Here is a 12,910-nt window from a genome sequence, read left to right as displayed (position 1 = left end):
AAAATACCGACGGCGCAATATCGCGGGCTTACCGGCTCGACGGGGATGGATTGGTGGAGGCCACGCGCGTGAGCGCGAGTGATGGCGTCGCCGACATCTTCACGAGGACGTCCTTGAGCGGGTCCCGCGTCCACGCTCGCGTCACATAGTCACGATGCGTGATGCCGTCCCCGGTTTCGACGAACACCACGCTGCCCGGACGCAAGGGGCCGTCCATGTCTTCGGAGACGGTTATGCCTTTCTGCCGCAGCGTGCTCATCAGTTCGCGGTCGCGCCGTGCGGTGTAGCGGGTGTAGGAGCTGACGAAGAAGCCGGAGCGGTGGCTCTCGATCCATGAGGCGAACTTGTCCATCTCGCCATAGACGGCGTCGAGCAACACGACTCCGCGGACACGGTCACTGATGCCACCAACCTCGAGGCTCCAGGCCGTCGGCAGGAAGCCGCCGCTGTAGCCGACGATCACGATCGGCATGTTGGCGAAGGCGCGGGCGCTGTTGGGATCGCCGGTGAGGCGGGCGAGATGGTTCGCCGACTCGTCGATGAAGCGCTTGAGGCCGCCAGTCTGCCAGAATTTTCCTGCGCTGGAATCGGCGGCATCGACCGCCATCTGCGGTGCGAGCAGGATGGCGTTGGCGCCGGAATCAGTGATCTGTTGCGGCACCAGCTGGCGGTCGCGCACGTCGCGCTCCAGCGTCGCGCCATTGCCGTGGAAGAACACCACGATCACGCCTGGCTTCCGCACGTCGAAATGTTCGGGCACGTGCATCAGGACGCGGTTATCGTTGTAAGTCTCGTCCTGCCAGAACACGCGCCCGGAATAGCTGCGGTGGCCGCGGCGGTCGCCCTTGGAGATGTTGAGGAATGGCGCGTCGGAGGCAGGGTTGTTGCCGAAATAGGGGAAGGCTGACGATTTCATGCTGACGAGCGTCGTCAGGTCCTCGCGTGGCGGACGCTGGTAGGGGACCTGCGGCGCGAGCGAAGCAACCTTGTAAGGCGCCTGCTCCGGCTGCGGCTGCACGGCGCGCTTGGGTGAGAAGTCCGACATCTGTCGTTGCAGAAAACCCTCGCTCGCGGATGGGAAGCGCTCCCTGAACTGGGGGGCCGGGAAGCGATCCTCGAACGTGTCGCTGCTTGCGAGCTGGTTTGTCTTCGCGACGACCTGGACGTTGGCTGGGACGTTGCCTTGGGCGTTGGCCTGCGAGTTCGCCGCGAGTGCTGCCGGATTGGGTGCCTTGCCGCATTGAACCAGCGTCAGCGACAACGGCACCAAGGCTGAGATCAGAGCGGTCCGAAGCGCACGACCGCGTGCGCCGGACGTGGTCCGGTCGGCGCGGATGTCAGCTCTCGGTTTCGGAACGGCCCCGACCATTCACCCGTGACCCCAAGTCATGACCACAAGTCCATCGGCAATCGTTAAGGCAATTGAGCCGATGGGCGTTAGGCGACGTTAAGTGTCCGGAGAAACTTCCCCACATCCGGAACGCTCAAAGGGACCACGCAATCGTGTCGTGATTGTGGGGGAGGGAGACGGGATGTCCCGGTGCTTACGATGCTTTATCGCCCGGATAGTTGCTTTGACGGTGCTGAAGTACCGATCTGGCCCCGCCTCATTTAACCCTTGTTAACCCTGCTTGAATTGACTGGACCGAGCTGCACGATGCTTCCCACGAGGCGTGACGCCTGAGGTTGAGGACGGCGATGACGGCATCAGATGCGGGTACTGCACCCTGGACCGGCCGGCTGACCGGAAGCGGGTCGGGGGTCTCCGTTCTGGTCGCAACCGCCATCGTCGTGGCCGACATGATCGGGGTCGGCGTCTTCACCAGCCTCGGCTTCCAGGTCAAGGACATTCCCTCGGGCTTCTCGATCCTCTTGCTTTGGACGGTCGGCGGCATCGTCGCGCTGTGCGGGGTGTTCTCCTACAGCGAGCTCGGTGCCATGTTTCCGCGCTCGAGCGGCGAATACAATTTCCTCGGCCGTGCCTATCATCCCGCCTTCGGCTTTCTCGCCGGCTGGGTGTCGGCGACGGTTGGCTTTGCAGCGCCCGTCGCGCTCGCTGCGATGGCCTTCGGCGAATACGCCAAATCGGTCGTGCCCGGTGTGCCGCCGATCCCGCTTGCCATCGGCGTGGTGTGGCTGGTCTCGCTCGTGCAACTGACCGGAGTCAGGCACTCCTCGACCTTCCAGTTGATCTCGACCATCCTGAAGGTCGTGCTGATCGTTGCCTTCCTGGTTGCCGGCTTCATCGTCGGCGAGCCGCAGCCGATCGCCTTCACGCCGCAGGCGGGCGATCTCGCGCATATCGTCAGCGCGCCTTTCGCGATCGGGCTCGTATTCGTGATGTATTCGTTCTCGGGCTGGAATGCCGCGACCTACATCATCGGCGAGATGAACATGCCGCAGCGGGACCTGCCGCGCGCGCTGCTCGCGGGCACGCTGATCGTGCTCGTGCTGTACGTCGCGCTGAATGCGGTGTTTCTGCATTCCACGCCGGTGGGCGCGCTCGCGGGACAGCTCGACGTTGCCAGCGTTGCCGGCAGCGCGATCTTCGGCAATCTCGGCGGCCGGATCGTCGGCGCGATGATCTGTTTCGGCCTGATCTCCTCGATCAGCGCGATGATGTGGATCGGCCCGCGCGTGATGATGACGATGGGGGAGGATATTCCGGCGCTGCGCGTGTTCTCGCGGAGATCGGTGCGCGGCGCGCCGGCCTATGCCATCCTGTTTCAGCTCGCCGTCGCCAATTTGCTGCTGTTCACGCGCAGCTTCGAGGCCGTGCTCGACTTCATCCAGTTCGCGCTGCTGTTCTGCTCGTTCTTCACGGTCGCCGGCGTCATCAAGCTGCGCATCACGGATCCCGATTTGCCGCGGCCCTATCGTGCCTGGGGATACCCGTTCACGCCGCTCGTGTTCCTGCTCGTGACCGCGTTGATGATGTACTATTTATTGACTGAGCGGCCGGTGCAATCGCTATCGGGGATGCTCGTCATGGTCTCGGGCCTGTTGATTTATGCTGTTTTCCGCAGGCGGCCGGTCGCCGCTGGCACGTCACACAATCGCGAATAGACATGTTTCGACCCATGAGAATTGCGGCCGTGGCTCTCGCCTTGCTGGCTGCGGCCGTCTCGTCCGCACGTGCTGCCGAGGCAACCTTCGACGACACCGCGCGCTTCCTCGCGGGCATGCAGCCTTCGGCGGATTCGCCGCTGGTGCCGCTCACAAAGGACTCGGGTTGGCAACGCCACGCGAGATTCTTCGACAGTGCCTTCGCCCAGCTCGAGGAGCGCCAGCTCGCGAAGATCCGCAACTGGGCCGACGTCAATTTGGCGGCGCCCAGGCCGACCATGTTTTATTGGTTCAGCGGCCCCGACTTCCTCTACGCCAACGCCTTCTATCCCAAGGCCAGCACTTACGTGCTTGGCGCGCTGGAGCCGGTCGGTGCAGTGGCTGACCTGACGCGATTGCCGCGCAGTTCGGTCGGCGCCGCGCTCTATAATGTCGAGCGCTCGCTCGGCTCGATCCTGAGTTTTTCCTTCTTCATCACCAAGCAAATGAAGGTCGACCTGCACACCAACCAGGTCAACGGCACCTTGCCGATCCTCTACGTCTTCCTCGTCCGCTCCGGCAAGATCATCCGCAATGTCGAGATGGTCGCACTCGACGACAAGGGCGGCGTGCATGTCGGCAACGACAATCCAGGACCGAACGCGACGCGCGGCGCCCGCATCACCTTTGCGGGCCCCGACGGCGAGGCGCGCACGCTGTATTATTTCTCGACCGATCTCTCCAATTCAGGTGCACGCGCGGCAGGATTCCTGAAGTTCTGCGAGACGCTCGGACCCGGCAACAGCCTGATCAAGAGTGCGTCCTATCTGCTGCACTCCGGCAATTTCACCGTGGCGCGCGACTGGTTGCTCGCCAACAGCGCGACCATCGTCCAGGACGATTCCGGCATTCCGCTTTCGAGCTACAATTCGCGGCAATGGCGGTTCTTCCCGTTCGGCCGCTATCTCGGACCGATCAGCGAATTTCCCGGCCGCTACCAGGAACGCTACGCCGCGCTGTTCACGCGCGCCCAGCCGATCGATTTCGGCGTCGGCTACCGCTGGCGGATGCACGAGTCGAACTTGCTGCTGGCGGTGAAGGTGCCGGGAAGCGAGACGGCGCCGGGGGCGGAGACCACCTCGTCCGCCGAGCCGTCGCCGAAACCGCTGCGTCCGAAGCGGCCACGTCCGCCTGAGCCGGTCCCGCCGCCACCCGGACGCTTTTTCTGGTCCCGCTAATTACCAGTGCACGCTCTGGCTTGGCACGATGAACGCCGTTGTGCTAGGCGGCGTGGCAAGACTCGTCTCCAGATACCAGCCGGAACCGACCACGAGCAGCAGCAGGGCGATGATGGCGAGCATGTCGAGGGTTCTGGGATCGTGGCCTCGCGAACCACCCCGGGAATCCGGTCCAAGTCTGACGTGAAAATGAGGGCTGATTTTCCAGCGCATTGTTGTTTCCTCCCGCGGGAGCATCACAGCAACGCGAGGAGAGAGTTTCGGTTCCACTCAAGGTAGCGACACCTGAGGCGCCGCATCATGCTCAGGATGCGTTGACGCCGCGCCAGCGGCCGTAGCGCCAGGGCAAGTACCAGCGCGCGCCCTGTGGTGCGGTGAGGGGCACGTTGTCGATGCCCGAGGTGCCGAAAGGGTTGCAACGGAGCAGGCGCGCGAGCGTCATCCAGCCGCCGGCCCACAGCCCGAACCGTTCGATTGCCTCGTCGCCATAGGTGGAGCAGGTCGGCAGGTGCCGGCAATTGTAGCCAACCAGCGGCGAGAGCGTGTGGCGGTAGAGCCAGATCAGCGCGCGGGCGAATCTGCGTGGAAGCCGGAGCGCGCCCGCGACGGGATTGGAACAGTGCTCGCAGGCTGATTGCTTCATGGGCGCTTTGCTGAGATCGTGGGCGAGGTTTTGCGCGGTTCCGGTGCAGGGAACTGTAAGCTGTTGTTTGTACGTCATATTTTGCGTGCTTTTTGGGAGCAGTGCAGCAAATGCCTATGGACGAGCTGTATTCCCCCGGATACCATTTTTGTGACGTCCATGTGAGACTCATTGGAATGTCGGAACGGGGCTTGGCTGAGTCGGCTCGCCGTAAGGCTTGGGCTAAGGCTTGGGACTTGGGGAAGGGACCAGTTTGAAACTTCTGAAGGCGCTCAATCTTCGCGGCTGGTTGCTGGTAGGAATCGCCGCTTGTGGAGTCGTGCTGGCTGGTGCCGTCGCGATGCTCGGGTCGTCTGCCCGGGCCGGTGCTGCCCTCGAAGAGCGCAAGCTGCCGATGAAGTTCAATTGGGTCGCCTGCGAGCCGAATTGCCGCGGTTGGGTCAGTGCAGTCGGCATCATCACCGCCGACACGCCCCGGGACTTCGAAGAGTTTTCCCGCGGGCGCCAGCTCGGCGGCGCCACCGTGGTGCTGGATTCCAGCGGCGGTTCCGTCAACGACGCGATCACGCTCGGCCGGCGCTTCCGCAATCTCGGACTTCTGACCACGGTCGGCGTTAGCGTTCAGAACCGCGGCGGGCAGTCGGCCCGTCCGGCAGTCGCGCCGGAGGCCTATTGCGAATCCATGTGCGTGTTCCTGCTGTTGGCGGGCAAGAAGCGCTACGTGCCGGAAGCGGCCCATGTCCGGGTTCACCAGATCTGGATGGGCGATCGCGCCGACGATGCCAAGGCGGCGAGCTACAGCGCGCAGGACCTGATGATCGTGGAGCGCGACATCGGCCGGCTTGCCAAATACACGTTCGACATGGGCGGTGCCGGCGATCTGCTGTCGCTCGCGCTCAGCGTCCCGCCCTGGGAAGATCTGCATCAGCTCGATGCAGGCGAGCTCAAGCTGACCAATCTCGTGACGACGGATCTCGTGGCCGACGTGCTGCCGCATGTCGACATCTCCGCGCCGGCAATGGCGGAGCTTGCACCGAAGACCCAGGCGAGGTTCGGTGCGGAACCGGAGCAGCCTGCGAAGTCGACCAAGACGGCGGAAGCCCTGGTGCCCACGGGCGGCGTGGCCACGCCGGTTGCGGCGTCGCAGAAGTAGCCTCGAATCTCTGATCTATTTCCGGGTCGAGCGACGAGCCCGGATCAGCCTCCGGAATCAGCCTTGCGCCGCAGCCGGCTGCTTCGCCTTCGCCTCGATCTGGCCGATGGCATCGACCACGGCATCGAAGGTCAGGAGCGTCGAGGCGTGGCGCGCCTTGTAGTCGCGGACCGGCTCGAGGAACTTGATCTCTTCCCATTTGCCTTCAGGAGGCGCGCCGTTCTCCTTCAGCATCTTGCGAACAGTTTCGCGTAACTCACGGAGTTCGCTCGCAGTCGATCCGACGATCTGACTTGCCATGATGGAGGAAGAAGCTTGTCCCAGCGCGCAGGCCTTCACGTCATGGGCGAAGTCAGTGACCTTCTCGCCCTCCATCTTGAGGTCGACCTTGACCGTCGACCCGCACAGCTTGGAATGGGCGGTGGCAGTGGCATCGGGATCCGGCAACCGCCCGAGCCGCGGAATATTCCCGGCCAGTTCGATGATCCGCTTGTTATAAATGTCGTTCAGCATGTGATGGAGTCCAGCAGGGCCGGCCTTGGCGTGCGCCGTCCACAGCCTTATATAGGGTCGGAACTGGCGAAAAACAGTCCAGCGCTGCAGCAGTGGTGTGATCCAGAACCCTGCTGCCGGCGTTACGGCTTGCAGACTTTTCGCCGAAACTGTTCTCTCAGGCGTCCGGCGGTTCGCCGCCCCGTCTGCCGGTGACACTCCGGCCGCAAGGCCGTCGAACGGAGTCGACATGGACGCTACCATCAAATCCATCCGCCCCAACAAGCCCTCCGATCGGCAGCCCGAGAGCCGTCCGGCGGAGCTTGATCCTTCCGAATTCCTCGCCGCCGCCGTCCGCGCCGACCAGCCGCGCCCGGCGCGCGCCGAGGCCGAGCAGGCGGTGAAGACGCTGCTTGCCTATATCGGCGAGAACACCAACCGCGAGGGACTGCTCGACACGCCGCGCCGCGTGGTCGAGGCTTTCGACGAACTCTATCAGGGCTACCACCAGTGCCCGGCCGAGGTGCTCGATCGCACCTTCGGCGAGACCGCCGGCTATGACGACTTCGTCCTTGTGCGCGACATCGAGTTCACCTCTCAATGCGAGCATCACATGATGCCGTTCTACGGCAAGGCGCACATTGCCTATACGCCGGTGGAACGCGTGGTCGGCCTGTCGAAGCTTGCGCGCCTCACCGACATCTTCGCCCGCCGGCTCCAGACCCAGGAGCACATGACCGCGCAGATCGCGGCAGCGATCGACGAGATCCTCAAGCCGCGCGGCGTTGCCGTGCTGATCGAGGCCGAGCATACCTGCATGTCGGTGCGCGGCGTCGCCAAGCATGGTGCCTCCACCTTCACCAGCCGCTTCACCGGCATGTTCCGCGACAATCCGGCGGAACAGGCGCGTTTTCTGTCCCTGGTGCGAGGCCTGCAGCGCTGACCTCGCGAATAGACCGGCGAGGGCGTTGTGTCCGCTCACTCCCATGAAACCGAGGAAGGTCTCGCCTTCCTTCCGAGATTCGATGCGGCCGGGCTCGTCACGGTCGTCGCGACCGAATTTGCCACCGGCGACGTGCTGATGGTCGCGCACATGAATGACGAGGCGCTGCGCAAGACCATCGCGACCGGCGAAGCCTGGTACTTCAGCCGCTCGCGCAATGCCTTGTGGCGAAAAGGTGAGACCTCAGGTCAGACCCAGCGCGTGCTCGAGATCCGCACCGATTGCGATCAGGATGCGGTCTGGCTGCGCGTCGAGCAGATCGGCGCTGCGTGTCACACCGGCCGCCGGTCCTGCTTCTACCGCAAGGTCGAGGCCGAAGACGGCGGCGCCAGGCTCGTCTTTGTCGATGCGGACAGGCTGTTCGATCCGGACGCGGTGTACAAGAAGTAGTCCTGCCGTCATGCGGAGGGCGGCGCTGGCGGCCCGAATTTACCCCGCATTAACCATATCTGTCCCACGGTGAGACGACAGGGCGTCGAATTGCCGGCGCGCCTCAACGCCATGCGGGCGGGCACTTCATCATGTCGGTCGACAATTCCAGTGTCTCACAGGCGGCGGTCCTTGATCCGTCGCGGGCACGCGTCGCCAGTGCGATCAAGCAGGCCTCGAACGTAGGTGGCGTCAGCTTCCAGTACATGCTGACCACCGCCAAGATGGAATCGGATTTCGATCCCACGGCGGGGGCGACTACGTCATCCGCGCACGGGCTCTACCAGTTCATCGACCAGACCTGGCTTGGCACGGTGAAGGAAGCGGGCACCCAGCTCGGCTATGGCAACTATTCGGACGCCATCACCAGGACGTCGTCGGGCACCTACACCGTCGATGATCCCGCGATGAAGCGGTCGATCATGAAGCTGCGCGACGATCCGGAGGCCGCCTCCAGCATGGCGGCTGCGCTGACGCAGTCGAACAGCTTCAAGCTCACCGGCCTGCTCGGCCGCAGGCCGTCCGACGGCGAACTCTACATGGCGCATTTCATGGGCGTCGGCGGCGCCGCGAAACTGATCGCCAATGCCGAGGACAATCCGCAAGCGGTTGGCGCGCGGTTGTTTCCTAACGCGGCGTCCGCCAATCGCTCGATCTTCTACGCCAAGGACGGCCGCGCGCGCAGCATCTCCGAGGTCTATTCCGTGCTGGATGCACGCTACGCCGGCGCGGCAAATTCGAAAACCACCCGCAGCGCGATGGCGATGTATGGCGGCACGCCGTCGACCACGCAGGTCGCGAGCGCCAACGGCGTACAGCCTGCCGCGCCGCTGATCGATGCCGCGTATCTCCAGACCTTTCCGAACACACGCGCGGTGATGCCGGTCAGCGCGACAGCGCCAACGACGATCGCGGACAATGCGCCAATCACGCCGGTGTTTCGCTCGATCTATCAGCCCTGCGACACCACCCAGCCGGTCTCGACGACCGTGCAGAAATTGTGGGGCAACAATGCCTCGCTCACCTCGGTCGCACCCGCGACCTCGGTCCCATCGGCAACGCCCGACGTCCGGCCGCCCCAGCCGCTTGATCTCTTCAGCGATCGCAGCGGCACGTTCTCAAGCTAATACGCACTCCCGTATCTCGGACACGTCGCAGCGTGAACGCTGCTGCGCAGGGCCAGACGTGAACCGGTCGCCTTTGCTCCCTTAACAAAACGTCAATAAAACCAGCCAGTTATGGTGAACGCTTTGTTAAGCGTCGTGGTTTATTTTGTGTTGCAGGTGACAAGCCGTCACCGCTTCGTCTTCGTTGCGTAAGCCGGAAGCACCATGATCGTTCGGCAGTTCATCAATTGGATCAGGACGGCGCCCGCCGGCGAGCGGGCCGAGGCAACGCGGGCACTGGCCCGGGCCTGGTTGATCTCAGACCTTTCCCATGACGACCGTATTGCCGTTGAAGGCGCGCTTCTGATGCTGCTCGACGATCCCTCGCCGCTGGTGCGGCAGGCGATGGCCGAGGCGTTCGCGCGCAGTACCGAAGCGCCGGCGTCGATCGTGCGGGCGCTGTCGGCGGACCAGCCGACCGTCGCGCTGCCCGTGCTCGAACATTCTCCGCTGCTGATCGACGCCGATCTCGTCGACATCGTCGCGACCGGCAACGACGAGGTGCAGTGCGCGGTCGCGCGCCGCATCGCGCTGCCGGTATCGGTCTGCGCCGCCATTGCCGAAGTCGGCTGCGCGGCGGCAGCGCTCGAGCTGATCGAAAATCCTCATGCAGAGCTTGCGCCGTTCTCCTGGGATCGCATCGTCGAGCGTCACGGCCATCTTGCCGCGATCCGCGAGGCGATGCTGGTGCTGGAGGATCTGCCGTCTGCCACGCGCGCCGCGCTGGTGGACAAACTCTCAGAGACGCTGGCTCAATTCGTCGTGGCCCGGAACTGGCTGAGTGCCGACCGCGCCGAGCGCATCGCGACCGAGGCGCGCGACCGCTCCACCATGAACATTGCGGCGCGCTCCCGCGGCGAAGACATGGAAGGGCTTGTTCGGCACCTGCGCATCACCGGCCAGCTCACCGCGGGTCTCATTCTGCGCGCGCTGCTGTCGAACAATCTCGACCTGTTCGATGCGGCGCTGGCTGAGCTCGCCGAGCTGCCGCTGGCGCGCGTGTCCGCGCTGCTGCACGATCGCGGCGGCAACAGCCTGCACGCGCTGCTCCGCCGCGCCGGGCTTCCCGAGGCGACGTTTGCAGCCTTCCAGGTCGCGCTCGATGCCTGCCACGAGCAGGGCTTCGTCGACAGCGACGACAATGCAGCGAGGCTGCGCCGCCGCATGGTCGAGCGCGTACTCACTCATTGCGAGACCGACCGCGGCGCGACCGAGCCGCTGATGGTCCTGTTGCGCCGCTTCGCCACCGAATCCGCGCGCGAAGAGGCAAGGCTGTTCTGCGACGAGCTGGTCGCGGAGGAGACGGTTGATCCGGTCTATGACGATCTGATTGCTGCGTAACGAGACGCTGTAGGGCGGGGCAAAGGCGCATTGCGCCGTGCCCACCGTCTCTCCGCACAATTCATGTCGATTGGTGGGCAACGCTTCGCTTTGCCCACCCTACAACACCTCGCGAACGGCGACGCTACCCCGCCGGCGCGATGCTCGGTGCCAGGATCACCTCGAGATGCTCGGGGCGATCGCGGTTGGCGTCGGCGAGATAGTCGTCGGCGACCTTGCGCAGGCGCCGGCTGAGTTCGGCGGAGACGCTGATGCTGTCGAGTTTGGTGTTCTCGTGCACGATGGCAAGGATGGCGTTGATGTGGTGCGTGAACAGCTCGGCCGGTACCTTTTCGAGATCGGGCGCGTGTTCGATGACGCGGCACAGGCTCTCGGCTACGCCCGCCGCCGCCGGATAGCCGAAAGTCGCGGCATCGCCCTTGATGTCGTGCGCGGCGCGAAACAACTCGTCGCGCCTGTCCTTGCTGAAGCCGTCGTGCCGGATGGCGACGTAGGCGGCCGACAGCCGGTTGATCTCGGTCGCCATCCAGTCCTTGAACTCGCCAGCAAGGCCCGCGAGCGCCTGTTCGGCGCGGCCGATCGGATCGTCCATGTCTTTGTCTTCGACGCGGCGCAGGACCGACCGCAGCGGGTTGGGCTGCGTGATGATTTGATGCGTGGCGAAGGCCGTGATCTCGATGTCTCTTGCGCTGTTCTTCGCCATGATATCGGCCTCGATCGTGAGAGACGTTGCGCTAGATGGAGGAGCGGGCCTTGTCGAGCAGCGAGGGCTGCTGCAGCACCTCGTGCTTTTCGCCGACGCGGCGCTCGGGGCCCATATAGGCTGAGTTGATGTTGCGGCGGCGGTCCGGGCCGAAATAGGTCTTGGTCTTGATGAAGGGGCGGGGACTGGCGACCACGTTGAGGATGCGCTGGTAGAGCCCCTTGGCCGAGATCGGCTTGGCCAGGAATTCGGTGACGCCGGCATCGCGCGCCACCGTGACGCGGCGCTTCTCGGAATGACCGGTCAGCATGATGATCGGCGCGTAGGGATTGCCCTTGGATTCCGGCTGCCGGATCATCTGCGCCAGCTCGAGCCCGTCGAAGATCGGCATCGCCCAGTCGGTGATGACGATGTCTGGCACGTAATGGCTGTACATTTCCAGCGCCGTGGCCCCGTCCTCGGCCTCGTAGACTTCACGCGCGCCAAACGAATGCAGCAGCGTCCGCAGGATGCGGCGCATGTGCGGATTGTCGTCGCAGACGAGGAAACGCAGCTTGTTGAAATCGATGCGGAACATGGAGCCCGGGCCGAAGTGGTCAACTTTCGTTAACCATATCTCGCCGGGGGTTAATGAAGGGTTGCGATCGGCAGTCCGGCGGGCGGCTCAGGAGCCGAACTGTTCGCGCAGAATGCGCTCTTCCAGGCTATGACCGGGGTCGAACAGCATGCGCATCGAGATGGTCTTGTCGGACAGCACCTCGACGCGGCGAACATCGCGCACCTCGTCGTGGTCGGCGACCGCCGCCACGGGGCGCTTGTCGCCCTCCAGCACCTCAATCACGACATAAGCCGTGTTCGGCAGCAGCGCGCCGCGCCAGCGCCGTGGGCGGAAGGCGCTGATCGGCGTCAGCGCCAGCAGCGCGGCATTGATCGGCAGGATCGGTCCCTGGGCGGACAGATTGTAGGCGGTCGAGCCAGCCGGCGTTGCCACCATGATGCCGTCGGCGATCAGCTCGGACATGCGCTCGCGCTCGTCGATCAGGATCCGCAGGCGCGCGGCCTGGTAGGTCTGCCGGAAAAGGGCGACCTCGTTGATGGCGTGATGCAGGTGGACGCGGTCGTTGGCGTCGGTCGCGCGCATCAGGAGGGGGTGGATTTCTGATTCCTGCGCCGCCTCGAGGCGGGCTCGAAGATCGACCGTCGAGTACTCGTTCATCAGGAAGCCGACGGTGCCGCGGTGCATGCCGTAGATCGGCTTGCCCGTATGCATGTGCTGATGCAGCGTCTGGAGCATGAGCCCGTCGCCGCCGAGTGCGACCACGATGTCGGCGTCCTTCGGATCGCAATTGCCGAAGTCCCTGGTGAGCTGGCCGAAGGCGGCTTGCGCCTCGCTGCTCGGGCTGGCGACGAAGGCGATCCGGTCGTATCGCGCTGGCTTGGTCATGGTTTCCGGGCAGGGCCGCTGGCTCGAGAAAGTTCCGCCGGGCTCGTCTAACGATCTCGACCCCGATTGTCGAGGATGACCACCCTTCACAGCAGTCCGGCAACTGCCCATTCCGATTTGAGGATGAAACCGGGTCGATTTGTGCCCCACCGGGCTCTTCAGGCGCCGCCGGAGCCATGATCCCCCAAACCGTCGCAATTCCGCGCTAGCCTTGCGGTCCGCACCGGTGGTCGTCGCCGGGCAGGGAGAACGA

At 64.4% G+C, this 12,910-nt stretch carries 14 protein-coding genes; 7 read left to right on the top strand and 7 right to left on the bottom strand.

The window, feature by feature from the left end; genetic code table 11:
* Positions 1-28: 28 nt before the first annotated feature.
* Complete coding sequence (locus IVB50_RS36870; protein ID WP_247299744.1) at positions 29-1,369, bottom strand: alpha/beta hydrolase; 1,341 nt, start codon at positions 1,367-1,369, stop codon at positions 29-31.
* A gap of 329 nt (positions 1,370-1,698) precedes the next feature.
* On the opposite strand from IVB50_RS36870, the gene IVB50_RS36865 reads away from it, so the two are divergent.
* Complete coding sequence (locus IVB50_RS36865) at positions 1,699-3,066, top strand: amino acid permease (protein WP_247299743.1); 1,368 nt, start codon at positions 1,699-1,701, stop codon at positions 3,064-3,066.
* 2 nt (positions 3,067-3,068) lie between these two features.
* Positions 3,069-4,283 carry a hypothetical protein gene (locus IVB50_RS36860; RefSeq protein ID WP_247299742.1) on the top strand — a complete coding sequence of 405 codons (1,215 nt, stop codon included), beginning with the start codon at positions 3,069-3,071 and terminating at the stop codon, positions 4,281-4,283.
* On the opposite strand, the gene IVB50_RS36855 is transcribed toward IVB50_RS36860, so the two are convergent.
* Both IVB50_RS36855 and yidD read right to left on the bottom strand, forming a co-directional pair.
* Positions 4,284-4,496, bottom strand: coding sequence for a hypothetical protein (locus IVB50_RS36855; RefSeq protein WP_026232939.1), 213 nt, complete (start codon positions 4,494-4,496; stop codon positions 4,284-4,286). It lies immediately after the preceding gene.
* A 91-nt stretch (positions 4,497-4,587) separates the two neighbouring features.
* Positions 4,588-4,926, bottom strand: a complete 339-nt coding sequence (gene yidD / locus IVB50_RS36850; protein ID WP_247299741.1) for a membrane protein insertion efficiency factor YidD — start codon at positions 4,924-4,926, stop codon at positions 4,588-4,590.
* A gap of 253 nt (positions 4,927-5,179) precedes the next feature.
* Here yidD and IVB50_RS36845 point away from each other — a divergent pair, with 253 nt between their 5' ends.
* Positions 5,180-6,079, top strand: a complete 900-nt coding sequence (locus IVB50_RS36845) for a hypothetical protein (protein WP_204511587.1) — start codon at positions 5,180-5,182, stop codon at positions 6,077-6,079.
* 57 nt (positions 6,080-6,136) lie between these two features.
* On the opposite strand, the gene IVB50_RS36840 is transcribed toward IVB50_RS36845, so the two are convergent.
* On the bottom strand, positions 6,137-6,592 hold the full coding sequence (locus IVB50_RS36840; protein WP_007602629.1) for an iron-sulfur cluster assembly scaffold protein: 456 nt from the start codon (positions 6,590-6,592) through the stop codon (positions 6,137-6,139).
* Between the two features lie 229 nt (positions 6,593-6,821).
* Here IVB50_RS36840 and folE point away from each other — a divergent pair, with 229 nt between their 5' ends.
* From folE to IVB50_RS36820, 4 genes are all read left to right on the top strand, one after another.
* The gene (gene folE, locus IVB50_RS36835; protein ID WP_007602630.1) at positions 6,822-7,514 is read left to right on the top strand and encodes a GTP cyclohydrolase I FolE; all 693 of its coding nucleotides are present in this window, start codon (positions 6,822-6,824) and stop codon (positions 7,512-7,514) included.
* A gap of 27 nt (positions 7,515-7,541) precedes the next feature.
* Entirely contained in the window at positions 7,542-7,964 is a 423-nt protein-coding gene (hisI, locus tag IVB50_RS36830) for a phosphoribosyl-AMP cyclohydrolase (RefSeq protein WP_085351148.1), read from the top strand.
* A 131-nt stretch (positions 7,965-8,095) separates the two neighbouring features.
* Positions 8,096-9,130 carry a lytic transglycosylase domain-containing protein gene (locus IVB50_RS36825; RefSeq protein ID WP_247299740.1) on the top strand — a complete coding sequence of 345 codons (1,035 nt, stop codon included), beginning with the start codon at positions 8,096-8,098 and terminating at the stop codon, positions 9,128-9,130.
* Positions 9,131-9,334: 204 nt separating this feature from the next.
* Positions 9,335-10,510 carry a DUF2336 domain-containing protein gene (locus IVB50_RS36820; protein ID WP_247299738.1) on the top strand — a complete coding sequence of 392 codons (1,176 nt, stop codon included), beginning with the start codon at positions 9,335-9,337 and terminating at the stop codon, positions 10,508-10,510.
* 124 nt (positions 10,511-10,634) lie between these two features.
* Here IVB50_RS36820 and IVB50_RS36815 read toward each other — a convergent pair whose 3' ends face one another.
* The 3 genes from IVB50_RS36815 to IVB50_RS36805 all read right to left on the bottom strand — a co-directional run bounded on the left by IVB50_RS36815 (position 10,635) and on the right by IVB50_RS36805 (position 12,657).
* Positions 10,635-11,213, bottom strand: a complete 579-nt coding sequence (locus tag IVB50_RS36815; protein WP_018455380.1) for an Hpt domain-containing protein — start codon at positions 11,211-11,213, stop codon at positions 10,635-10,637.
* Between the two features lie 31 nt (positions 11,214-11,244).
* Positions 11,245-11,790: a response regulator gene (locus IVB50_RS36810; protein ID WP_007611745.1), complete on the bottom strand. Its 546-nt coding sequence runs from the start codon at positions 11,788-11,790 to the stop codon at positions 11,245-11,247.
* Between the two features lie 87 nt (positions 11,791-11,877).
* Positions 11,878-12,657: an NAD kinase gene (locus IVB50_RS36805; protein ID WP_085351151.1), complete on the bottom strand. Its 780-nt coding sequence runs from the start codon at positions 12,655-12,657 to the stop codon at positions 11,878-11,880.
* Between the last annotated feature and the right edge of the window lie 253 nt (positions 12,658-12,910).

Source organism: Bradyrhizobium sp. 87, assembly GCF_023073015.1.
In the GTDB taxonomy this organism is placed as follows: domain Bacteria; phylum Pseudomonadota; class Alphaproteobacteria; order Rhizobiales; family Xanthobacteraceae; genus Bradyrhizobium; species Bradyrhizobium canariense_D.
This window is presented reverse-complemented; position numbering and strand designations above follow the sequence as displayed.